We start from the raw sequence: 22,450 nt of genomic DNA on the forward strand, positions 1-22,450 counted from the left end.
CCCTATTGTACCAAAAAATATGTTAAACAGGTATTTATATCTCTTTATTTATAAGTTTTTTTGCATCTTTGATAATATCTGTTATATTAATTTTTATCCATTTTTTATCCATCCATTCCAATGGATTGACCTCGACCCCTTGTACAACAGTGCCAAAATGCAGATGGTCCCCAAGAGCCAATCCCGTCATTCCGGTTTTAGCAATGATTTCACCCTTTTGAACCTGATCACCTTTTTCAACCATAATCGCAGAACAGTGTCCATAAAGAGTGTAAAGTCCCAAACCGTGATAAAGTATCGGCATATTTCCGTAAATACCGTTATACTCCGCATATACCACTTCTGCTTTGTTACTTGCTTTTATCGGAGCTTGTTTTATACTGGCAAAATCATAACCCAAATGATACGATTCACTGACGAGTTTTTTACCGTAGTAGTAATATCTGTGATCTCCGAAACCTCCAAGTTTTGCGCCGTTTTTTAACGGATAAAAAGGCTTTATAGAGAAACTTTTTACCATCTTTTCAGGTACTTGGGATGTTATATCTTCTATCAGTTTCTCATTAATACCTCGTAACGTTTCATTTACAAATTTGAATTTTTCTACAAGAGACATTCCTTCAGTCTCAGGATATTCGCTTGCAATATCGGAAATTTTTCCTTTAAGAAAGCTGTCTTTCAGATGAATAATGCTTTTTTTATATTTAACATCTTTTAAAAAATATTTTATATAGCTTTTCGAGACATTTCCGGCTTTGTCCGTTGAGACTACTGTGGCCCTGAAACTGTTTTGGGTTATAGGCCATGCAACCAAAGCTATATAATACCCCTCTTTGTAGAAAGGTACGGCTTTAAATCTTTTTTCGAAATTTGTCTGTATGTATATATCTTTCATATTTTCATCAACCGCTTTGAATACGACAAGGGCAGTACCGCCTCTTTTAATCATATATGAATTTATAACGATGTATTGAGAAGGTCTTTTTTTATCAATTATAATTTTTACATCTTTTTCTGTTTCATTGCCGGCAAAATAGTTCCATCTGCTATTATCTTTTGCCGTTATTTTCAGATACCCAACATTGTTTGCAAAAATAAGGCCGATTTTGGGAGCTTTTAGTCTTAGGTCTATCTCTTTGAGAGGATTTTCAAGCTTGGCTTCTGCCAAAACGGTTTCATTTTTTCCATCACTAAGGATAACTTTATAGTAACTTATACCCGTATTATCAGTAATTTTTACTTTGATCGGAGTTTTTAGATTCCAATATATAAGCTCGGAAATTTCTATTTTGGGACTCTCCCTTTCAAAAGATTGTGATGTATATATGTAAAAACCGCCGCCGCCTGCCATTATAAGTAAGAACATAAATATATATATAAGTTTATTGCTTCTTCTTCTCAATTTTTTATCTCCTCTCTCAAAGCTTTTAATAGATTTTCCAACACCTTTTCAAATGAACTATCTTTTACCGCATATCCGGCTGCTCTTTTATGTCCGCCGCCTCCGAACATTTTTGCAATTTTACTTACATCAACATAGTTTTTTGACCTGAGCGATACCTTAATAGTACTATCTTTCTCTTCTCTGAGCAATACCCCCACTTCCACCGTTGCCAGGGATCTGGCCATATTTGATGCATTTTCAGCATCACTGATAACCGCTCCTGTCTCTTTAAACATCTCCTGGGTAACTCTGACAACGGCAACTTTTGCATCAAGAAAAAGCGTCAGGGTATCAAGAATTTTTGCTGTCAGCCTCAGTTTGGCCAGAGACTCTCTTTCTCTCAGCATTTTTGCCACATAGTGGGGATCAACACCTTTTTTCACCAGTTTTGCTGCAGTTTCAAAAACTCTTTGGGTAACTTTCTCATAGCAAAAGTAACCTGTATCGGTTACAATTGCGGTATATATGCAAAGAGCCGTATCTTTTCCGTATTCGATACCGTTTGTTTCCAAAAATCTGTAAATAACTTCAGAAGTAGATGCAAAATCGGGTTCTACTATATTAACATCTCCAAAGTGTGTATTACTGATATGGTGGTCAAAATTTACTATTGGACAGTTTTTTGGCTTATCAATTCCCAATCTTTCGAAACTTCCTGAGTCAAGTGATATCAAAAGATCACATTTTTTTGGCATACTGCGTCTGATTTTCGAAAAACCGGGAAGAAAATCGAGAGACCTCTGAATATCTTCGCTGACATTTACAACACTCACCTTTTTGCCTGCTTTTTTCAAAACATGAAACAGAGCAAGTGAACTTCCTATGGCATCTCCATCCGGATTAACATGTGAAATCAAAACAATGTTATCGCTCTTTTGTATATATTCGTATGCTTTTTTATACATAATTTTACCTGCTTAAATAGTAAAAAATCCCAATTACAAAAACTTCATTGAAATATCAGGCCATACCGCTTGATGCACGATACTGCCGGAGCTTATCGCATCTATACCTGTCTTTGCATACTCCTCTATATTTTCAACCGTTATATTTCCGCTCGCTTCTATAAGAATATGCGGGAATTTTCTTTTTTTATACAAAACCGTCTTTTTTATCTCATCCACATCCATATTGTCGCACATTACTATATCGGCTCCGGCCTCCATGGCCTCTTTTGCTTTTTCGTAATTTTCACATTCCACCTCTATTTTAGCGGTAAAGGGGATTTTTTTCCTGGCTTTTTTTATAAACTCTTTGAGATTTTTGACAGTTTTGAGATGCGTATCTTTCAGCATCAGAGCATCATCAAGACCAAATCTGTGATTTATAGCTCCGCCAACCCTTACGGCATATTTCTCAAACTCCCTTAGCAGCGGTCTGGTCTTTCTTGTATCAAGAAGTTTCACTCCGTATTTTTCAGCAATCTCCACCATTTTTTTCGTATTGGCCGCTATGGAACTCGCATGCAGGAGGGTATTGAGAATGGCTCTTTCAGCTGCAAGAATATCATTTGAACTTCCCTGAAGATACGCAATAAGATCACCTTTTTCAAATCTATCCGCATCCTCTTTTTGCCAATCTATTTCTATATCGACAATTTTTGCTATAGCATCGGCATAAACTACACCGGCCAAAACGCCTTCGCTTTTCGCTACAATTTTCGCTTTTGCCGGTTTTGAAGCAGCAACCCTTGAAAAAAGGTCTCCTCTGCCTATATCTTCAGCCAAAATACGCTTTGCAAAATCTTCAATGGCCATTACTTCCATCGCCCTCCCCATAAACTACTACCATCTCTTTTATATTTCAAACATTCTCTCAAGAGCAATTTTTGCCCATTTTCTTGTCTCTTCGTCGACAAAAATTTCATTGATAGGATCGCCCTTTTTTATTGCATACAGTACATCGGCAACATCCTGGAGAGTAGTCTCGTTCATAGTCGGACATTCCGGTTTTGTAGATGAAAGAACATATGTATTTTTGCTTCTTAGTCTGTGAACAAAGTTATATTCTGTTCCTACAGCAACTTTCTGATCTTCCGGCAAAGACCTTACATAATTTAGAAGCTGACTTGTAGAGCCGACAAAATCCGCCAATTTACATACTTCAGGTTTACACTCGGGATGAACCGCTATTTTGATACCGGGATATTTTTTTCTGAAAAACTCTACATCTTCAACTTCAAAAAGCTGATGAACGGAACAAAAACCGTTGTAACATATGATATCTGCCTCTTTGGGGTCACACTCTCCTTCACCGATAACACAAGATTTCACACCCATCTTGATGGCAATGTTCTGTCCCAGGCATTTATCGGGAACAAAAAGTATCTTTTTCCCGCTTGAGAGAGCTTTTTCTATAATTTTTGAGGCATTTGAGCTGGTACATACCATTCCTCCCATCTGTGCCACTTTTGCTTTTACTTCGGCATTTGAATTTATATATGTTATAGGAAGAATATCTTCTTTGTCTATGCCTTTTTTGACCATATACTCCACCGATTGGTCAAAATATTCCGAATCTATCATTCTTGCCATTGCACAGCAGGCAATTTTAGGCATAACAACTCTTTTTTCAGGCGATATTATCTTTACACTCTGCCCCATAAACCCGACACCGCAAAACAACACATATTCACTGTCTGCCTGGCTGGCCTTTTGAGCAAGCTGAAGACTGTCTCCTGTAATATCGGCCGTTTCAAATACTTCATCTTTCTGATAATAGTGTGCAACTATTGTTACTGAAAGCTCATTTTTAAGCTCTTTTATCTCTCTTTGCAACTCTTTAATGTCTTTCACGAAATCCCTTTCTGTCTAAAAATCGGATCCTATAAGAAAATCCGTTTGGAAAATTTTATAATAATTATATTATATATATTTGGCTAAAATTCTGAAAATTTGAAATTAGGACATCAAAAAATTATTTATGTCTCATAAAGGAAAATAATGTTGGATTTTCTGACAAATATTAATATACAGTTTTATATTTTGGCATATCTTGTAGGGGGTATCCCTTTTGGTCTTATTCTTTCAAAACTTTTTGCCGGCGTAAATGTAAAAGAGGGAGGTAGCAAAAGTATAGGCGCTACAAATGTTTTAAGAGTAGTTAAAGAAAAAGATCCTGCTCTCGCAAAAAAACTGGCTATTGCAACTATTTTATTGGATGCGTCTAAAGGTGTAGCTGTAATACTGCTTGCAAAAGCTTTTTCTCTCTCACCTGCCACCCAATGGGCTGTCGGTGTTCTTGCGGTTTTGGGACACTGTTTCAGTCCCTTTTTAAAGTTTGAAGGAGGCAAAGGGGTGGCTACAGGACTTGGTGTTCTTGCAGTTATGCTTCCTGTTGAGACTGCAATAGCTATCGGCGTATGGGCGATTATGATAAAATTGACAAAGGTTTCCTCTTTATCGTCTTTATCAGGACTGGCTGCACTGTTAGTATCAAGTTTTTTAATTCATCCGGAAATTCCTTATATAAAATCTCATGCACCTCTGCTTCTTATAGCTTTTATTGTTCTTTATAAACATATACCAAATATTGTACGGCTTTTTCAGGGACAGGAGAAAGCTCCGGTATGAAAATACTCATAAACGATCTCTCTTTCAATGCAATAATAGGAGTTTTGGAAAGAGAGAGAGTCTCCCCTCAAAGAGTTATTATGGATATCGAAATAGAGTATGATTTCAAAGAAAACTATATAGACTATGCCGAAGTTGCCAAAATGGTTAAAAAACATATTATAGAAGAGAAGTTCAAACTTATAGAGACCGCTTTACAGAGTCTGGCTGAAAAACTGAAAACCGAATATCCCCAGATTAAAAATCTAAAATTGACTTTAAAAAAGCCTGACATTTTGCCCGACTGCAGTGTGGGCATAACCTTCATAAAGTCTTATAAAAACTTTTAACAGACGAACTCTGATTTTCCCGTCATCATTTTGTCATAGAACAGATTTTCCTTTAAAAAAGTTGAAATTTTCTTTAAATTTTTCTAAAATTATGCTATAATTCCGCTTAAAATAAAACGTAAAGGGGTACCATGAGGATCTTAATAGTGGAAGATGAAATCACGCTTAATAAGACATTGGCCGAAGGACTAAAAGAGTTTGGTTATCAAAGCGACATAGCCGAAAATCTCAAAGATGCACAATATTATCTGGATATAAGAAATTATGATCTTATACTGGTTGACTGGATGCTTCCGGACGGAGACGGTCTTGAACTGGTCACAAGTGTAAAACAGGCAAGCCCGAAAACTGTTGCTATAGTTCTTTCGGCAAGAGATGACAAAGATAGTGAAATAGAAGCTTTGAGAGCAGGTGCAGACGACTACATAAGAAAGCCTTTTGAATTTGATGTACTTGTTGCAAGAATAGAAGCAAGACTCAGATTTGGCGGTAGCAATATTATAGAGATAGAAGAGCTTATCATAAATCCTGAAGAGGAAAAAATCACATACAAAGATACAGAAATAGAACTAAAAGGAAAACCTTTTGAAGTTTTGACACATCTGGCAAGACATAAAGATCAGATAGTATCAAAAGAGCAACTACTTGACGCTATATGGGAAGAGCCTGAACTGGTTACTCCAAATGTTATCGAAGTTGCAATCAACCAGATCAGACAAAAACTAGACAAACCTTTGGGAATAACTACAATTGAGACAGTTAGAAGACGAGGCTATAGATTTTGTTTCCCAAAAGGAGCATAAGAAGCCGATTCATATGGCAGTTGGTGATCGCAAGTGCGGCACTGATTGCCATTTTTTCCAGTCTGCTTTACGGTTACATAAAAAACTCTCTTTATCAAGAACTCGAAGAGCAACTAATCAGACAGGCAAAATTCCTTGCAAGCACAATCCCGTACCATAGAAGCGGTACAAGACTTGACAGTTTTTATCTTGAGAATACACTTGATATAAACGTGGAAGTTACTACCCAGCCAAAACTTATCTACGGTATAAGATTCAATGAATACAAAGAAAACGGCAGATACTACATACAACTTCTATTTCCATACAACTACAGAGAGCAGACATATCTTAAACTGACAAAAGATATCACATCTGTTGTAACACTTCTTAAAAAGATATATAGAATTATTCTGATAGCCAATATTTTGGCATTTGCATTTATCATACTCTATGCTTTTGTTATCTCAAAAATGCTTGTAACCTCAATAACTAACCTGACAAACAAATTGGCAGATATGAACGAAGCTATGCTCAAACCTATAAAAATAGAGAATCTACCGGTAGAATTTCAGCCTCTTGGCAAATCGTTAAATATGCTTATAAACAGAATTCAGACATTTGTAAAATATCAAAAAGAGCTCTTCATAGGAGTTGCACACGAACTTAAAACTCCACTGGCAGTTATGAAACTTAAAAACGAAGTAACACTTTTGAAGAAAAGAACCCCCGAAGAGTACATAGAGACAATAAAACTGAATATAAAAACCATTGATGAAATGAACAATATGGTCGGAAATATTCTCAAAATCGGAAGACAGGAGGGTGATCAGTTCGAACCTCCGGTAGAGATGGATATAATCGAGTATCTCAAAGACAAAGCAAACAACTACAGACTCCTTGCCGAACAGGAGAAAAAAGAACTTATAACAGATCTTAAGCCTGATCACTACGTAGGAACCATCCAGCCTACTCTTTTAAACCACATCATACAGAATTTCGTACAAAACGCTATAAAATTCACTCCAGAAAACGGCAAAATTATTCTAAAAAGCAGCCTTGTTCCAGATGGATTGAAAATCGAAGTGATAGACGAAGGAGCCGGAATTGATGAAAACATGGACCTTTTTGCCCCTTTTAAAAGAGCCGGCAAAAAAAGCGGCGTAGGTCTCGGTCTGTTTCTTGCCAAAAGTGCCGCTGACGCTATGGGCGTAATGATAGATATAAAAAACAGAAAAGACGGCAAAGGTGCAGTTGCTACCATATTGATTCCTTCCACGCTTGCCTGTCCTATTACAAAAAAACAGAAATAAGCCTAAAATCCGCAAAAGTATACAATTTTTTTACATTTCTCCTTAAGTTTCTTGTAAGTTTTTTTAAGATATAAATTGCGATATTAATTATTTTTTCGTATGAGGGGTGTTAATGTCACTAATGATAACGGAAGAGTGTATAGCTTGTGATGCATGCAGAGAAGAGTGCCCGGCAAATGCTATAGAAGAGGGTGATCCTATATATGTAATAGATCCGGACAGATGTACTGAATGTGTCGGCTTTTACGACGAACCTGCCTGTATCGCTGTCTGTCCGGTGGATTGTATTGTACCGGACCCGGACAATGTTGAAACAATTGCAGAACTGAAACTAAAGTATGAACAGATAAAAGCTGAAGAATAATGGCAAAAAGGAGCGCTGTTATAGATATCGGCTCCAACTCTGTCAGGATGGTCGTATTTGAACGCACCAGCAGATTCGGCTTTTATCTTATAGAAGAGATAAAAAGCAGAGTCCGTTTAGCCGAAGGAGCTTATGAAAACGGCGGATATCTTCAGCCAAAAGCTATGGAGAGAGCTTATAAAGCTCTAAAGGAGTTTCTCTCCATAGCAAAGAACCTGAAGGTTAGAAAAATTCTTTGTGTCGCGACTTCTGCTTTAAGAGACGCTCCTAACAGAAACGAGTTTAAAAACAGAATCAAAAAAGAACTCGGACTCAATATAAAAATTATTGATGGACAAAAAGAGGCATTTTTAGGCGGAATTGCTGCAACAAATCTATTGCCTGTAAAAAATGGTATAACAGTTGATATAGGCGGAGGCTCTACCGAATTTTCACTGATCAGAAATTCTAAAGTCGTGGAAACATTCTCCCTAAATATAGGAACAGTAAGAGTAAAAGAGCTTTTTTTCGACAAAAAATGCAGTATTTCAGAAGCTGTTTTTTTCATAAAAAAAGAGTTAGCAAAACTTCCAAAACATTTCAAGAGCAGTACCGCAATCGGCATAGGCGGTACTATACGAGCACTCTCAAAATCTATTATGCAAAAAAGAGAATATCCGTTGGATAAACTCCACGGATTTGAGTTTGAGTATAAAAAAGAGAAAGACTACCTGCAAAAGATTATAAAATCTCCGACAATGAAACTAAAAAAATTCGGTTTTAAAAAAGAGCGTTATGACACAATTAGAGAAGGGGTACTTATTTTTAAAGAGGTCCTTGATCATATCGAAGCAAAAAACGTTATAACCAGCGGTGTCGGTGTAAGAGAAGGAGTTTTTTTATATGACCTGCTAAGAAACTCAAATCTTAGATTTCCTGAAAATTTCAATCCAAGCGTAAAAAGTCTTCAGGATAGATTCTGTTTAAACGCCAAACAGTCCAAAGATATCCAAAAATATGCAATAAAACTTTATGATACATTCAAAGAGATTTTTGATCCCGGTGAACTATATAAAACTCATCTAAAGTTTGCAGCCAAACTTTGTAATATAGGTATAAAAATAGACTTTTACGAACACCATAAACACAGCGCTTATATTGTATTAAATGACCTGGAATACGGTTTTACTCATAAAGATATTGTTCTTATATCAACTCTCATAAGATTTCATAAAAAAAAGCTTCCAAATAACATATATATAAAAGAGATGAAAACTCTTCTTCCAGAAACAGATATTTTGTACTGGCTCAGTTTTATACTCTCGTTTGCAGAGATGATAAATATAGATCACTCAGCACCTAGGGTAGAGTTTGAGTATAACGATAATGTATTGAAAATATTAACTGATGAAGAGCTTTATCTTGCAAAAGAAAATATCAAAAACCTCGAAAAACCTGCCTCTTTCGCTATAGTTTTTGAGAAAAAGACAGATTTGCAACCCTGATTTTACTTTTTAAAACTTGGTTCCCATACTAAACTCAAAGCTTGAAGTCCTATCTCCCGGTTTGTCGTTGAGCGGAGTAGCAAATATCAGCTGAATCGGCCCCATAGGAGAAAGCCACTCTATAGCCGCACCGGCACCGGCCCTTTGGATATCCGTAAAACTTTCATCTCCAATCATACCGTAGTCAATAAAAAATGCTAGTCTCATTTTGGCAGATTCTATCAGTGGAATACTTGCCTCCAGACTGTTTGAAAAGGTCTTTTTACCTCCAATAAGTCTTCCTTCACTATCTTTGGGTGATAATGAACCGGATGAATATCCTCTTACACTTCTGATACCGCCTATATAAAATTTTTCATTAACAGGAAGGTATCCATTATCATATATATATCCAAGCCTAGCCTTGTATCTAAATATCAAATCATAGTCGATAATATCGAGAAAACCAAAATAATAGGCAAATCTGGTATAGCTTTTTACAAATTTTTCATCTCCACCTATACCGGCATATTCCAGACTTGTCCCTGCAACAATGCCGCTTCTTGGCACATAATAATCATCTGTATTGTCAAAGTTTAATGATGGAGTCAAAGAGCTTTTTGTATACTGACCTTCCGGGAAATAGATACTGTCGAAAGTTACATCGCTAAGCTCCGTCTGACTGTATTGATACATAACAGAGCCCCTGAGATATCTTGCAAACTGCTTTCCGACAGTAATCGAGCCACCTTTTTTATTTGAAGTATAGTCATATGACTGATATCTGCTATTATAAAGACTGATTCCTAGACTGTAATCGCTATCAAAAACTCTCGGATTATATAAAGAGGTGTTGAATCTCGTGCTTTTACTGGAGTAGTCAATACCAAGACTCACATCTATTCCGCTTCCAAAAATATTTCTGTCAGAAATACTAGCATTTAGAATTACACCTTCATAACTTCCGTATCCACCGCCAACCATTATGTTTCCGGTAGGCATCTCTTTTACTTTTACAAGCAGATCGATTTTATCTTCGCTAACCCTTTTTTCCTCTATTATCACATCTTCAAAAAAGCCTGTTCTCTTTAAAGCGTTCTTGGAGTCTTTCAGATCGGTAAGATTATATAGATCACCAGGAGCCAGATATATCTCTCTTCTAATCACTCTGTCAAGAGTTCTTTGATTTCCGGAAATAATCACATCTCTTATATAGACTTTTTTACCTGGAACTACTGTAAAAATCACTTCTGTTTCGTGTTTTTTTTCATCTTTTTTGAAATCAGGAATAACCTGTACATAGGCATAGCCTTTGTTGGCGACTTTTTCTTTGATTTTCTGCATATCCTGTCTGAGTTTTTCTATATTGAATATCTTTCCCACTTTAAGCTTCAGATCCTTTTTCAGATCTTCCGTTTTTACAACAGGTTCTGTCAGAAATATATCTATTTTTCTGACAATATAAGGCTCACCTTCAAATATATGGTATGCAAGTTTTGCATTGTAGGTATTGAAATCGACTCTTAAAAAAGGGTTACTCACTTTTGCATCGAGAAACCCTTTTCTCATATATAGATCTTTTATTCTGGCACCGTCATATTCAAGCTGATCCATTTTTACCTTACCGTCATTAAATCCCCACATCCAACCCAAAAAGTCTCGCTCTCTGTTTGCTATAACCTCTTCAATATCGTCTTTATCAAATGATTTTATACCGCATAATTTAAGCTCTCTGATTATAATATTTTCACCCTTGTTGACAAGAAAATACACTTCTATACTTCCGCCGGCAAGCTCTTTTGTCTCAACTTCTACAACCGTATCATAATAACCTTCACTTCTGGCTTTATCAATTATTTTTCTTTTTGCCAACTCTATTTTCTCTTCATCAAAAATATCACCTTTTTTTATTCCCAAAATATCAGGCAGTTCCTCTTTTTTGTTTTCTAGATATCCTTTTATCTCGATTTTAGATATCAGAGGTTTTTCTATAAAATGGTAGGTTAGAACACCGTTCTCTTCCGTAACCCATATATCTTTAAAATAGCCCTGTTCAAAAAATTTTTTTATAGAGAGGTCGATTTTTTCTATATCAATCTCACTCCCTTCGCTAATACCGGCAATCTCTTTGGCGATAGATGGAGAGAGATGTATCAATCCTTCAAACTTTATCTCTTTTATCATTTTGGCATTTATGGATATTACAAGCAGAAAAATCATAATCAGTTTTTTGTTCATTAATCAACCTTGTTTACAGTCCCTGAAAATTTTTAAAAGCAGGTAAAAGTGTATCAACTTTTTGATTAATCTTCATTAAAAGCAAGGATGGATATAATTTCGAAACCAAAATTCGGGAGATTGATAGATGGTTGCCGGTATAATTGGTCTTGGTCTCATGGGCGGATCGTTTGCTCTTGCTTTAAGGGAGCTGAAACTTTTTGACAAAATCATAGGATATGATCATAATAAAGAACATCAAAAAAGCGCTTTGAAACTTGGACTCGTAGATGAAATTGCAGAGTTTGACCAAATAAAAAAATGTGACCTCATCATACTTGCAATTCCGGTAGAAGGTATCATAAGCGTTCTTCAAAAACTTCAGGATGTCAAAAGCGATGCAACAATAATAGACCTTGGGAGTACAAAAGAAAAAATTGTAAATTCCGTTCCCCAAAAGATAAGAAAAAATTTTATAGCAGCACACCCTATGACAGGAACTGAAAAATTTGGGCCCGAAGCAGCACTTCCCGGACTCTATAAAAATAAGATTGTAGTTTTATGCGATATAGAAAAGAGCGGTAAAAAACAAAGGTCACTTGCAGAAGATATTTTTGTTAATATGCAGATGCAAATTGTCTATATGGATGCACACGAACATGATAAACATGCCGCTTTTATCAGTCATCTTCCTCACGCCATAAGCTACGCTCTTGCCAACAGCGTAATGAAACAGGAAGACCCACAGAGTATACTTATCCTTGCAGCCGGCGGTTTTAAAGATATGAGCCGACTCGCGAAAAGTTCTCCATCTATGTGGACAGATATTTTCAAACAGAACAGAGAAAATCTCCTAACCTCCATAGAGGTTTTCGAAAAAGAGTTAAACTATGCCAAAAAACTTGTTGAAAAAAGAGAGTGGGATAAACTGAAAGAGTGGATGAAAAATGCAACCACTCTTCACAACATTCTGTAAACATTATACATCAGACTATTTTTTTACACTATTTTGTCCCAATTTCAACTTTTCTATCAGTTTTCTTATCCTCTCTTTGGGAATTCTATTTTTTTTGCCTTTATATATATTCTCATAAAGCATTTCGGCATAATACTCGGCTTCTTTGTTTTCGCTGATATATGGAATAAGCATAAAAAGAATATCTTTTTCGTTTTGAAACAAAAACTTTTTCCCAAATGAATTTTTATTAAGTTTAGAAATCATCTTCAGGATTATGCCTATCATTACTCCCAAAATAACTCCGGCAATAAAGACAATATAGTGCTTGGGTTGAAATTTTGATATGTAGTTTTTCCGGCTTTCACCAACCGGCATACTCTCAATATCCTCTTTTTTCCCGTTTACGACTTCTTTTATAACCTCTACTTTAACCTCTTCAGTTTTAAGCTCTTTGATACTCTTCGCATCTGGATCAAAATATTTCAGAAAAAGAGGCTGGATTGTAAAATCGGAATCGGAAACGATTGAAAACTTTTTCTCATATACACCGTAAACTTTACCGTTTTTTATCATATACCGGCTTTTGGACTCATCTGCAAAAACAGAAGCTTCAGGTATATTGATATCAATCGTTTCGATGTCCTTCACATTTCCGTAACCCTCCACTTTGACAGTAAAGGTGACAGGATCTCCTCGCTTGATCTTTTTCTTGTCTACATGAGTTTTTATTTTGAAATCGCCTACCAATTTGATATTTTCAGGAACCGCTTTTACATCAAACTGCAAAGAGTTTGAAGTAACACTTCTCCATACCGGTGTCTTTATAACAAATCCAAAGGAGTCTTTGATCGTTTTTGGAACGGCTATTTTCATCAAAGCCGGTTCTATATCAAGCTTTCCGCTTCTTTGAGGAAAAAGTATATATCTTGCCTCTTTCACAAGATAGTTTCCCGACAGATACTCCCTCTCTTTTCCCATATCATTTACCCAGAAATTTTTAAAATCGGGCGCTATATATCTGAAATCCACGATATTTGCGGATGTTTTGATTTTCAGTCTCAAAGTCAAAATCAGACCTTCTCCTTTGTATAGACTTTTCTTATCTGCCAGCATCTGCAAAACCACATCATCGGCCCTCTTTCTATCTTTTAAAACTGCAACTTTCAAAGGATCCGTCTTTTCAACTCTGCCATCGACCTTTACCTCAAAAGGTCCTATTTTAGTATCGCTTAAAGGTGTAAAAACAACTGAGAGTTTTTTTACCCTTTTAGTTTTGCCGTTTTTTATGATAATCCGCTCACTTATCGTACTGGTTTCGACTCTATACTTTCCAATCTTTTCGATACCTGGAAAAACTATTTTTTCTCCGCTTGCTTCTATGACAAAAAGAACGCTTTCACCTGCGTGCACCTCTTTTTTGTCGGTATACACCCTCACTTCGGCAAACAGAGGCAATAAAGCCAAAACAGTTATTAAAAACAGAAAATTACCAGGGTTTCTCATCGCTCTTCTCTTTTTTTCCGGATTTCAAAGGATACAAAAGAGCCGGCATTTGATTTTTTTGTATCTCTTCTATCCACTTTTTCTCTTCCATGCCACTTAGAATTGCTGTATTTTCAAAGCCGTCTGAATTTTTTTTGCTGCGATTCCTTTTTTGCATACTCTTTTTCTCTTCTTTTTTCTTTTTTTCGCTATTTTTTGTTTCAAAACTCTTTCGTTTTTTCTGCTCTTTAGCACTCTTTTTGTTCTCTTTTTTGCTCTTTTTGTGTTTTTCCATCATCTTTTTTGCAAGCATTAGATTGTATCTTGCATCTTCATCATCTTTGATTTGGAGACTCTTTTCATAAAAGTAGATCGCCTTGGGGAAATCGCCTTTTTGAAAATAGCAGTTTCCGAGATTGTACAGTTTGAATCTTTCAAGCTCCAGATCTTTTGTTTCGACCATATTATAATACCTGATGGCTTCATCATATTTTTTTGCTTTATAGCAGGCATTTGCAAGGTCATAGAGACTTTGCGCCGAGTGTTTGGACTCTGCAATCTTTTTAAAATATTTGATACTCTTTTCAAAATCTTTTCTCTCATAACTCTCTTTTGCTCTCTTTATATAGTCAAAATCCAAAATACCGGCTTTTGATTCCAAGCCGGCAGAAAAGAGTGATAGAAAAAGCACTATGGACACTTTTTTCGAAGGAAAAGAGAAAAAAGCCGTAAATAGCAAAAAGAGTGCAATACCTAGCGGATAATAATAGAGTTCCTGCATTTTTGGCACCTTTACGGTCTTGCCTCCCCCTGCACCATTTTTGAATGTTTCATTGTAGATTTTAACGATATCATCTTTTGAATATCCGCTTATAAAAAGCCCTCCTCCGCTTTTTTGTGCTATCTTTTCTATCAGGCGATTAGCTCTTGTTATAACGATTTTTCCATCTTTGTCTTTCAAAAGGCCATTATCACTCTTTATCGGAACACCTTTAAAAGAGCCGACCAGATCAATCCATATTTTCAAACCTGCTTTTTCGCATAATTCCAACTCTTTTGAAAACTCTTCCTGGTCTCCGCCATCTGTAAAAATTACGGCTTTTTTCTCATTTTTGTCTACCAGCAAAGAGTTTATCGTCTCTATCGCTGTTACAAAATCCGTCCCTTCAGATGTGATACTTTTCGTATCAAGCCTTGATACGAGATACTTCAAAGCTTTTATATCGCTTGTGGGAGGAGAGACCAAAAATGAGTCTTTTGAAAAGGCGACAACGGCAACTTCATCTCCTTTTAGCATATCCAGAAGTCTCAATATTTTGTTCTTTGAAAACTCTAGACGATTCGGATAGACATCCTCAGCAAGCATGGAGCGTGAAATGTCCAAAGCTATAACAACGGTATCTGAATTTTTTTGATACTCTTCGTAACCGTTTTTTATCACCGGTCTTGAAATCGCAACTATCATAAAAAAGAGAGCCATAAAAAGAATGGCTATTTTTGCCTTTTTGCTTACAGAAGCATCAATTTTAAGTTTTTCAAAAATTTCAGGCTTGAAAATTCTCTCTATCTCATTTTTGTTTGTAAGTATCAAATAAAGAAGTATCAAAGATGGTATAAGCATCAAAAATATAAACTCAGGATATAAAAGCCTCATTAAATGCCTCTTCTGCCGTAAAAATAGATATAAAAAAGCAGACAAAGAATCGCTACAAATTGAATATATATATACAGGGGCTCTTTTTTTGCAGCTATATCGCCTCTTATTTCCGATTTCTCAAGCTCATCGATCTTTTTATAAATATTTTTCAAATCTTTTGCATTTGAGGCATAGAAAAACTCTCCGCCGCTCTTTTGGGCAATTTTTCCAAGCAGATTGTTGTCTATACTATTTTCATCTCCTATAGCTACAGCATATATTTTTATACCATGTTTTTGCGCCATGTCAAGAGCGACCCGGAGCGGAGCTTTGCTTGCAGTATCGAGTCCGTCTGTGAGGAGTATTATGACTTTTGACTTTGCTTCACTCTTTTTTAAAAGGGCAACAGACTGGATCAGAGCATCGATTATTGCGGTTTTGTTTCCGGCAATTCCAATATTCAGATAATCTATCACACTATTTAAAATCTTTTTTTCATATGTAAGCGGTGATGCGGTATAAGCAAAACTTCCGAAGACTATAAGTGCAAGATTGTCATTTTTACGTTTTTCGACAAAATCCTTTACAAGCTCTTTTACAACGTCAAACCTGCTTTTATGCGGATTTTCTTTGTCAAATCCCTCTTTCTTCATAGATGAGCTTGCATCTATTGCCAAAGCTATATCATAACCTTTTCTTTTCAGACTCATACTTGTATCTATAACTACAGGTCCTGCAAGAGAGACGATGGTCAAAAAAACGGTGCTGTTTTTCAGAAACTGTGTCAAAAATCTTTTTTTTGATGTTACGCTTTCAAACATAGAGATATGCGGAAAAAGCAGCGCACTCTCTTTGGCAGGGCATTTTTTGATACATATTATATAAAGCGGCAAAAGAATCAAAACCCATGGATACTCAAAAGCAAAACTATTCATTTACAGTCTCTATAAAAAGAGTAAAATATCTTATAGTCTCTTCATCCATATTCGGAACTTTTTTTCTATATTTGTATTTTTCTAGTTTCGGCAGAAGTTCCAAAAAAATCCTTCTGCTCCTTTCGTCATTTACAAGCTTTCTTCCATATTTTGTTATCTCGTAAGCCGCTTTTTTGGAGTCGGAAACATCAATACTTTTCAGTTTTTGAAGCAGAATTTTTCTCTCATTCCTCTTTTTTCTCTTTAAAATCTTAAGCACTTTGAAAAGTAAAACCGCTACGAAAACCGAAAAAAGCAAAAAGGAGATAATGTATGCATAAAAAGAGATATCCGGTATCTCAACAAGCGGCTTGATATCTCTTATTTTTTCCATCATACTTTTCCAAAAAGCCTTGCAAGTTTTACAAACGGCTCTTCATCGGTATATATTTTGACAAATCTTATTCGGTTTTTTCTCAGATGTTTATACAAAAATGCATCTTTTTTTACTATCTCTTTTTTGTATCTCTTTATACTTTTCGCGTCGATGTCAAAAAGAGCGCTTTTTCCGCTATTGGGATCGTATAGGTTTATCATTCCCATATCGGGCGGATCTTCTTCAAGTCTGTCTCTGACAACTATGCAGACAACTTCATGTTTTTTCGAAAGCAGAGTCAAATCAAACTCTTCAAGAAAATCTCCTATTATAAATATCAGAGATCTTCTTTTGATCTGTCTGAACAGAGTCTTTGCAAGTATATGATAATCGGCTCTTTTTTTTAAAGGATTAAAGAGCGTTATCTCTTCAACGCTTTTTTTGACACCAAAAACGGTCTTTGAAGGTGAAACCTTACTGTAAAGCCTGTCTGCAAATATATAAGAAGAGAATCTGTCACTGTTTTTGACTGCAGAAAAACCTAAAAGTGCTACAATATGGGCTATCGTCTCATATTTAAATCTTCTGGAACCAAAATACGTGTTTCCGTCGAGCATTGTAGCTGACACAACATTGAGTTCTCTCTCTTCGTGATAGATTTTGACATACGGTTTTTGAAGCTTTGCGGTTATCATCCAGTCGATTTTTTTGATATCTTCTCCAGCCTCATACTCCCTGAGTTCTGCAAAATCAAAACCTTCGCCTTTGAACATCGAGAGATTATTACCGGAAATTTCACCAAAAATCTGCCGTCTGGCTTTGATAATAATCTTCTTTGCTTTCAAATCCAAATTAAACCTTGTAAATTGCACCGCTTTTTATGGAATTGCAACTTTTTCCAGAACTTTTTCGACAATATAATCAGACGTCACACCTTCAGCTTCAGCTTCATAGCTCAAAACTATTCTGTGTCTCAAAACTTCCTTGGCAATGTACGCTATCTCCAAAGGAGAGACAAAATCTTTGTCTCTTAGATACGCTACAGCTCTGCTCGCTTTATACATATCAATACTGGCTCTTGGACTTGCACCGAACTCTATATAATCTTTTATGTTTTTAAGCCCGTATTTTTCAGGTTCTCTGGTGGCAAAAACAAGATCTATGATATACTTTTCAACATCTTCGTCTATATGTATTTTTTTTACCTCGTCACGAATCCTCATCAGATCATCTTTTTGCATCACCTGTTCTATCTCTTCGAAAGCGTCGTTTGCTACTCTTCTCGCGATTTCAAGCTCTTCTTCTTTTGTGTTGTATCCGATTACAAGCTTTAGCATAAACCTGTCAAGCTGCGCTTCGGGAAGGTTGTATGCACCTTCCTGTTCTACTGGATTTTGGGTCGCCATAACCAAAAAAGGCCTCTCAATTTTAAATGTTTTCTCGCCAATGGTAACCTGGCGTTCCTGCATAACTTCCAAAAGAGCCGACTGTACCTTTGCAGGGGCCCTGTTTATCTCATCTGCAAGCAGAATATTTGTAAAGACAGGGCCTTTTTTTATCTTAAAATCATTGTTTTTCGGGTCGTATATCTCAGCTCCTATAATATCGCTAGGTAGAAGATCCGGAGTAAACTGTACCCTTTTGAAGTCCAGTCCCAAAGTTTTTGCAAGTGCATTTACCGTGGTTGTTTTTGCAAGCCCGGGAACTCCTTCAAGAAGTATATGCCCACTACATAAAAGACCTGCCAAAAGAGAGTCTATCATCTTCTCCTGACCCACTACAACTTTTTTTATTTCAGACTTGAGCCTCTTTATCTTCTCTCTCATTAAATCCTCGTATCTGTTTATTGCGAAGTATAGCAAAACCGATTTAAATACTTAAAACATAAAAACTCAAGCAATCACTGTTAATTTTTATTTTATAAATTCAAGTCTACTGTAGAGTCGAAAGTTCAAGAGTTCTTATACTGTCCTCTATTGTAGCAAGATCACCTCTTTCACCGTTTTTGACATAATTGACAAATGCAGTCAGCTCTTTATAAAGGGGCTCTTCTTTTTTGACAAAGCAGTTTCTGACCACATATGAGTTATTGGTTTTAAAAGATGAATATTCAACAAGATCCTGTGTTATCAAATCTGCCTCGAAATAAGCATCTGCAGTCGCCACTTCTATTTTTCTTTTCTTAAATGGAGTAAGCCAGTTGGTTGTTATATTTGCTATAACTTCCTCTTCAAGTTCAAAAGATAGTATTGCATTGTCTTCGTGATGATTATGTATCTTTTTTGATTTAAATATATTTTTTCTGATAATTTTTTTATCTGTTAAAAACCGAATCAGATCAATATCGTGAACGGCCAGATCGGTAAGTATTCCCACATCTGCTATTCTGGGAGGGAAGGGGCCTACTCTTGTAATATCCAGACTGTATATCTCTTTGCCTTTAAGCTCCGCTTTCAGTGCTTTTACAACAGGGTTGAATCTCTCTACATGCCCTACCGCACTTTTTATGCCCGCTTTCAAAACATTTTCATTTATCTCCATGGCATCTTCTATAGTTGATGCAGCAGGTTTTTCTATAAATATATCGACTCCGTTTTCTATACATTTGAGTGCAATCTCTTTATGTGTAAAAGTTGGAGTTGCTATAATTACGGCATCAGGTTTTTTATCATCTATCATTTTCTGTATATCTTCAAAATGTTCTGTAGGCAGGTCAGTCTTTACAAAAGGGTCACATACTCCTACAATTCTGGCTTCGGGTATAGATGAAAGAACCCTATAATGGTTTTTACCCATCACACCTAGACCCACTATCGCTATTTTCATTTGATTATGCCTTTTAGTTTCTCTATGATATAGTTTTGCTCTTCCTCTTTTAAAAATGGACTCATAGGCAGACTCATGATCTCTTTTGATATCTTTTCTGAAACCGGAAAATCACCCTCTTTATGCCCGAGATATGAAAAAGCCGGTTGAAGATGCAGAGGTTTAGGATAGTGAACAGCTGTAGGGATTCCGTCTTCATTCAATTTTTTTGCCACACTGTCTCTATCTTGAACCCTTATGGAATATTGCGCATAGACAGAAGTCCTGTCATCTTTGATACAGGGGGTTGTAACGATGTCTTCAAGCATTTTGGTATATCTTTTCGCTATTTCAACTCTTTTCTTCACCTCTTCATCAAAATATTTCAGCTTTACATTCAAAACGGCGGCCTGAATAGCATCTAGTCGTCCATTTATCCCTATGTACTGGTGTTCATACCTTCTGGACTGACCGTGAATGGAAATGGATTTTATCTTTTTTGCCATCTCTTCATCATTGACAAAAACAGCCCCGCCGTCTCCATAGCATCCAAGAGGTTTGGAAGGGAAAAAACTTGTACACCCGATATCGGAGAGATTGCAGCTCTTTTTGCCTCTGTATTCTGCACCGAAACTTTGGCAAGCATCTTCAATAACCGCAATATTATATTTTTTTGCTATTTCATTTATTTCATCCATATCGGCAGGCTGACCATACAAACTGACAGGAATTATAGCCTTAGTTTTATCGGTAATCTTCTCTTCAATTTTTGATACGTCTATATTATATGTCTGCTCATCAATATCTACAAATACAGGCTTTGCTTTCAAAAAAGCTATAACTTCCGCAGTAGCTATAAAGGTAAAAGGCGTTGTTATAACTTCATCACCCAAACCTACATCCAAAGCCATGAGAGAGAGAAGAAGAGCATCTGTCCCACTTGAACAGCTTATAGAGTGTTTTGATCCTGTATAAGAACTCAGATTTTCTTCTAGAGCCTTTACTTTGGGACCCTGAATAAACTGTGCAGATTCCAACACTTCATTTATCTCTTTATCTATCTCTTCTTTATATTTTTTATACTGTGCTTTTAAATCGATAAAAGCTATTTCCATAATCAGCCTTTTTAATTTAGGGAAATGCCCTTTAATATAAATCGTTAGCTCTTTTCAATAAACATTACCGTTCATCTGGTTCAATTATAGATTATATTTACTTTGAGTTATCTTTTATTTTTCTCTCACATATATCGTTATTGTCACACTTTTATGATAACTTTTGCAGTATAATCGGCAAAATTTCATTAAGGTATAATATGCAATAATACAGATGAGCCTAAAACGGCTGGATATCACAGTCGAACAGGGAAAAAAGATGGAAATAACTATAAAAAAATTGAAAAACAGTCTTCATGACTCATGCAAATTTTTCAATCAGTATAAACTCTCGTTTGTAGAGAATTTCTCAAAATATGTCAAAGAGATAAACTCTCCACTGCTTCCATCAAATATGTTCAATACAATAGCTATAAATCTTTTTGATGTACTTTTTACGGAAGATTCTGAACAGATAGAGAGAAAACTTTCAACTCTAATAACCGACCTTTTAAAAAATGAGGTGGATATTAAAAACGCTATAACGAAAACACTTCTTGAAATGATAAAAGACTATACAGATTTTATAATTAAAAATAATATATCTTTAATGAAATTAAAAATATTGATAACTTTGATAGATAAGTATATCGAAATAATAGATAGGGCATATGCATCATATTTTGAGAAAATGAAAGAAGAGTTAAAAAGTGTTAAAAACGAGACTGTAAAAATAAATAAAGAGATAATATATCACGCCCTAGAAAAACTCAACCAACAAAAAACACAGATTGAGATGATCGCCTTTTACAAAGAACTTCCCGTAATATGTAAAAGCAGGATTATAAGAAAAATAAGGGAGATGGCAGTTATAGATATTTCAGAGTGTCAATACACAACAATATTTAAAGGAAAAAAATCGCTTTATATTAAAACTGATCTTTTACCAAAAGCTCTAAAAGCAGATATATTATCATTTGACTTCAACAATGAAGCGATGACAATAGGCAATTTTGAACTTATAGATTTACCTCAGGAAAAAAGGAAAAACGTACGAGTTGAACCGAAAGAGCCGATACCCGCTTCAATCTATTTTAAATATGAAAAGAAGAGTGCAACAATAATTGACCTCTCTGTAAAAGGCCTCGGGATTATTGTTGCTGACGCAGTCGATTTAAAAAGAGGAGACACTATCAAGGTAGGTTTTATACTCAATGGCAACTATTTAAGACCTGAAGCAATTATAGCCTATGTAGAAGACACCGAAAATAAGACAAAACATATAGGTGTAATACTTCGTCTTGAAAAAAAAGATGAAGAGTTTCTTTCAGAGTATATTATAAAAAGACAGTTTGAGATTTTGAAAGAGATTAAAAACTTTTAAAACCTGGCCTGGCGCCGACCTACTTTTCCACACCCGAGGGGTGCAGTATCATCAGCGATGCGGAGCTTAGCTTCCGGGTTCGGGATGGGACCGGGCGTTTCCTCCGCTCTATAGGCACCAGGACAGAAAGAGTAAAAGCTTCGAGAAGCCCTTAATCTTTCTGTCTCATACTATCACTCACACTCATTGTTAACAGCCCAAATAAAGATGCAATCTCTTTAAGTAACTCAGTAAGGCGGCATACGCCCAGATCTTTTATATGTAAGCCGAACGGACTATTAGTACTGGTCAGCTAAAGGCCTTGCAGCCCTTACACA

At 36.0% G+C, this 22,450-nt stretch carries 21 protein-coding genes and 2 rRNA genes (1 of these 23 only partly in view); 8 read left to right on the forward strand and 15 right to left on the reverse strand.

Annotated elements, in window-relative coordinates; translation table 11 throughout:
- Positions 1-34: 34 nt before the first annotated feature.
- From pgp6 to nadA, 4 genes are read right to left on the reverse strand one after another with little or no spacing between them, the layout of a single operon-like run.
- Positions 35-1,402, reverse strand: coding sequence for a peptidoglycan metallopeptidase Pgp6 (pgp6, locus tag EPR_RS07245; RefSeq protein ID WP_234697107.1), 1,368 nt, complete (start codon positions 1,400-1,402; stop codon positions 35-37).
- Positions 1,399-2,349: a DHH family phosphoesterase gene (locus EPR_RS07250; protein WP_200762573.1), complete on the reverse strand. Its 951-nt coding sequence runs from the start codon at positions 2,347-2,349 to the stop codon at positions 1,399-1,401. Before EPR_RS07250 ends, pgp6 begins: the two co-directional genes overlap by 4 nt.
- A gap of 33 nt (positions 2,350-2,382) precedes the next feature.
- Positions 2,383-3,201 (reverse strand): carboxylating nicotinate-nucleotide diphosphorylase, encoded by an 819-nt coding sequence (gene nadC, locus EPR_RS07255; protein WP_420827475.1) that lies wholly within the window; start codon positions 3,199-3,201, stop codon positions 2,383-2,385.
- Between the two features lie 39 nt (positions 3,202-3,240).
- Positions 3,241-4,239: a quinolinate synthase NadA gene (gene nadA, locus EPR_RS07260; RefSeq protein ID WP_234697108.1), complete on the reverse strand. Its 999-nt coding sequence runs from the start codon at positions 4,237-4,239 to the stop codon at positions 3,241-3,243.
- Between the two features lie 150 nt (positions 4,240-4,389).
- On the opposite strand from nadA, the gene plsY reads away from it, so the two are divergent.
- The 6 genes from plsY (at position 4,390) to EPR_RS07290 (ending at position 9,288) form a co-directional block, all read left to right on the forward strand.
- Complete coding sequence (plsY, locus tag EPR_RS07265; protein ID WP_200764202.1) at positions 4,390-5,016, forward strand: glycerol-3-phosphate 1-O-acyltransferase PlsY; 627 nt, start codon at positions 4,390-4,392, stop codon at positions 5,014-5,016.
- Complete coding sequence (locus tag EPR_RS07270; RefSeq protein WP_200762575.1) at positions 5,013-5,345, forward strand: dihydroneopterin aldolase; 333 nt, start codon at positions 5,013-5,015, stop codon at positions 5,343-5,345. Before plsY ends, EPR_RS07270 begins: the two co-directional genes overlap by 4 nt.
- A gap of 131 nt (positions 5,346-5,476) precedes the next feature.
- Positions 5,477-6,148 (forward strand): homeostatic response regulator transcription factor HsrA, encoded by a 672-nt coding sequence (gene hsrA / locus EPR_RS07275; protein WP_200762576.1) that lies wholly within the window; start codon positions 5,477-5,479, stop codon positions 6,146-6,148.
- 23 nt (positions 6,149-6,171) lie between these two features.
- Positions 6,172-7,440: a sensor histidine kinase gene (locus tag EPR_RS07280; protein WP_234697110.1), complete on the forward strand. Its 1,269-nt coding sequence runs from the start codon at positions 6,172-6,174 to the stop codon at positions 7,438-7,440.
- A gap of 112 nt (positions 7,441-7,552) precedes the next feature.
- Positions 7,553-7,804 (forward strand): YfhL family 4Fe-4S dicluster ferredoxin, encoded by a 252-nt coding sequence (locus tag EPR_RS07285; protein WP_200762578.1) that lies wholly within the window; start codon positions 7,553-7,555, stop codon positions 7,802-7,804.
- The gene (locus EPR_RS07290; RefSeq protein ID WP_200762579.1) at positions 7,804-9,288 is read left to right on the forward strand and encodes a Ppx/GppA phosphatase family protein; all 1,485 of its coding nucleotides are present in this window, start codon (positions 7,804-7,806) and stop codon (positions 9,286-9,288) included. Before EPR_RS07285 ends, EPR_RS07290 begins: the two co-directional genes overlap by 1 nt.
- A 9-nt stretch (positions 9,289-9,297) precedes the next feature.
- Here EPR_RS07290 and bamA read toward each other — a convergent pair whose 3' ends face one another.
- On the reverse strand, positions 9,298-11,505 hold the full coding sequence (gene bamA / locus EPR_RS07295; RefSeq protein WP_200762580.1) for an outer membrane protein assembly factor BamA: 2,208 nt from the start codon (positions 11,503-11,505) through the stop codon (positions 9,298-9,300).
- 127 nt (positions 11,506-11,632) lie between these two features.
- Between bamA and EPR_RS07300 the strand changes: the two genes are divergently transcribed.
- Positions 11,633-12,460, forward strand: a complete 828-nt coding sequence (locus EPR_RS07300; protein ID WP_200762581.1) for a prephenate dehydrogenase — start codon at positions 11,633-11,635, stop codon at positions 12,458-12,460.
- A gap of 15 nt (positions 12,461-12,475) precedes the next feature.
- Here EPR_RS07300 and EPR_RS07305 read toward each other — a convergent pair whose 3' ends face one another.
- The 8 genes from EPR_RS07305 to EPR_RS07340 all read right to left on the reverse strand — a co-directional run bounded on the left by EPR_RS07305 (position 12,476) and on the right by EPR_RS07340 (position 20,770).
- On the reverse strand, positions 12,476-13,945 hold the full coding sequence (locus EPR_RS07305; RefSeq protein ID WP_200762582.1) for a BatD family protein: 1,470 nt from the start codon (positions 13,943-13,945) through the stop codon (positions 12,476-12,478).
- On the reverse strand, positions 13,929-15,578 hold the full coding sequence (locus EPR_RS07310) for a VWA domain-containing protein (protein WP_200762583.1): 1,650 nt from the start codon (positions 15,576-15,578) through the stop codon (positions 13,929-13,931). The genes EPR_RS07305 and EPR_RS07310 overlap by 17 nt, the downstream gene beginning before the upstream one ends.
- On the reverse strand, positions 15,578-16,495 hold the full coding sequence (locus EPR_RS07315) for a vWA domain-containing protein (protein ID WP_200762584.1): 918 nt from the start codon (positions 16,493-16,495) through the stop codon (positions 15,578-15,580). Before EPR_RS07315 ends, EPR_RS07310 begins: the two co-directional genes overlap by 1 nt.
- Positions 16,488-16,871 (reverse strand): hypothetical protein, encoded by a 384-nt coding sequence (locus EPR_RS07320; protein ID WP_200762585.1) that lies wholly within the window; start codon positions 16,869-16,871, stop codon positions 16,488-16,490. Before EPR_RS07320 ends, EPR_RS07315 begins: the two co-directional genes overlap by 8 nt.
- On the reverse strand, positions 16,868-17,701 hold the full coding sequence (locus tag EPR_RS07325; protein WP_234697111.1) for a DUF58 domain-containing protein: 834 nt from the start codon (positions 17,699-17,701) through the stop codon (positions 16,868-16,870). Before EPR_RS07325 ends, EPR_RS07320 begins: the two co-directional genes overlap by 4 nt.
- 27 nt (positions 17,702-17,728) lie before the next feature.
- Complete coding sequence (locus tag EPR_RS07330) at positions 17,729-18,676, reverse strand: AAA family ATPase (protein ID WP_200762586.1); 948 nt, start codon at positions 18,674-18,676, stop codon at positions 17,729-17,731.
- A 106-nt stretch (positions 18,677-18,782) separates the two neighbouring features.
- Complete coding sequence (locus tag EPR_RS07335) at positions 18,783-19,676, reverse strand: Gfo/Idh/MocA family protein (RefSeq protein ID WP_200762587.1); 894 nt, start codon at positions 19,674-19,676, stop codon at positions 18,783-18,785.
- Positions 19,673-20,770, reverse strand: coding sequence for a DegT/DnrJ/EryC1/StrS family aminotransferase (locus EPR_RS07340; protein WP_275944506.1), 1,098 nt, complete (start codon positions 20,768-20,770; stop codon positions 19,673-19,675). Before EPR_RS07340 ends, EPR_RS07335 begins: the two co-directional genes overlap by 4 nt.
- Positions 20,771-21,029: 259 nt before the next feature.
- Between EPR_RS07340 and EPR_RS07345 the strand changes: the two genes are divergently transcribed.
- Entirely contained in the window at positions 21,030-22,133 is a 1,104-nt protein-coding gene (locus tag EPR_RS07345; RefSeq protein WP_200762588.1) for a PilZ domain-containing protein, read from the forward strand.
- Between the two features lie 6 nt (positions 22,134-22,139).
- On the opposite strand, the gene rrf is transcribed toward EPR_RS07345, so the two are convergent.
- A 5S ribosomal RNA gene (gene rrf / locus EPR_RS07350) occupies positions 22,140-22,255 on the reverse strand.
- Between the two features lie 135 nt (positions 22,256-22,390).
- Positions 22,391-22,450, reverse strand: a 23S ribosomal RNA gene (locus EPR_RS07355) (it continues 2,877 nt past the right edge of the window).

The organism is Nitrosophilus alvini, assembly GCF_015100395.1.
GTDB lineage: Bacteria > Campylobacterota > Campylobacteria > Campylobacterales > Nitratiruptoraceae > Nitrosophilus > Nitrosophilus alvini.

Coding starts and splice junctions, on each gene's coding strand:
- EPR_RS07250 (WP_200762573.1), bottom strand. CDS start 2,349: ATGTATAAAAAAGCATACGAATATATACAAAAGAGCGATAACATTGTT.
- nadC (WP_420827475.1), bottom strand. CDS start 3,201: ATGGCCATTGAAGATTTTGCAAAGCGTATTTTGGCTGAAGATATAGGC.
- EPR_RS07270 (WP_200762575.1), top strand. CDS start 5,013: ATGAAAATACTCATAAACGATCTCTCTTTCAATGCAATAATAGGAGTT.
- hsrA (WP_200762576.1), top strand. CDS start 5,477: ATGAGGATCTTAATAGTGGAAGATGAAATCACGCTTAATAAGACATTG.
- EPR_RS07285 (WP_200762578.1), top strand. CDS start 7,553: ATGTCACTAATGATAACGGAAGAGTGTATAGCTTGTGATGCATGCAGA.
- EPR_RS07290 (WP_200762579.1), top strand. CDS start 7,804: ATGGCAAAAAGGAGCGCTGTTATAGATATCGGCTCCAACTCTGTCAGG.
- bamA (WP_200762580.1), bottom strand. CDS start 11,505: ATGAACAAAAAACTGATTATGATTTTTCTGCTTGTAATATCCATAAAT.
- EPR_RS07300 (WP_200762581.1), top strand. CDS start 11,633: ATGGTTGCCGGTATAATTGGTCTTGGTCTCATGGGCGGATCGTTTGCT.
- EPR_RS07305 (WP_200762582.1), bottom strand. CDS start 13,945: ATGAGAAACCCTGGTAATTTTCTGTTTTTAATAACTGTTTTGGCTTTA.
- EPR_RS07310 (WP_200762583.1), bottom strand. CDS start 15,578: ATGAGGCTTTTATATCCTGAGTTTATATTTTTGATGCTTATACCATCT.
- EPR_RS07315 (WP_200762584.1), bottom strand. CDS start 16,495: ATGAATAGTTTTGCTTTTGAGTATCCATGGGTTTTGATTCTTTTGCCG.
- EPR_RS07320 (WP_200762585.1), bottom strand. CDS start 16,871: ATGATGGAAAAAATAAGAGATATCAAGCCGCTTGTTGAGATACCGGAT.
- EPR_RS07330 (WP_200762586.1), bottom strand. CDS start 18,676: ATGAGAGAGAAGATAAAGAGGCTCAAGTCTGAAATAAAAAAAGTTGTA.
- EPR_RS07335 (WP_200762587.1), bottom strand. CDS start 19,676: ATGAAAATAGCGATAGTGGGTCTAGGTGTGATGGGTAAAAACCATTAT.
- EPR_RS07340 (WP_275944506.1), bottom strand. CDS start 20,770: ATGGAAATAGCTTTTATCGATTTAAAAGCACAGTATAAAAAATATAAA.
- EPR_RS07345 (WP_200762588.1), top strand. CDS start 21,030: ATGGAAATAACTATAAAAAAATTGAAAAACAGTCTTCATGACTCATGC.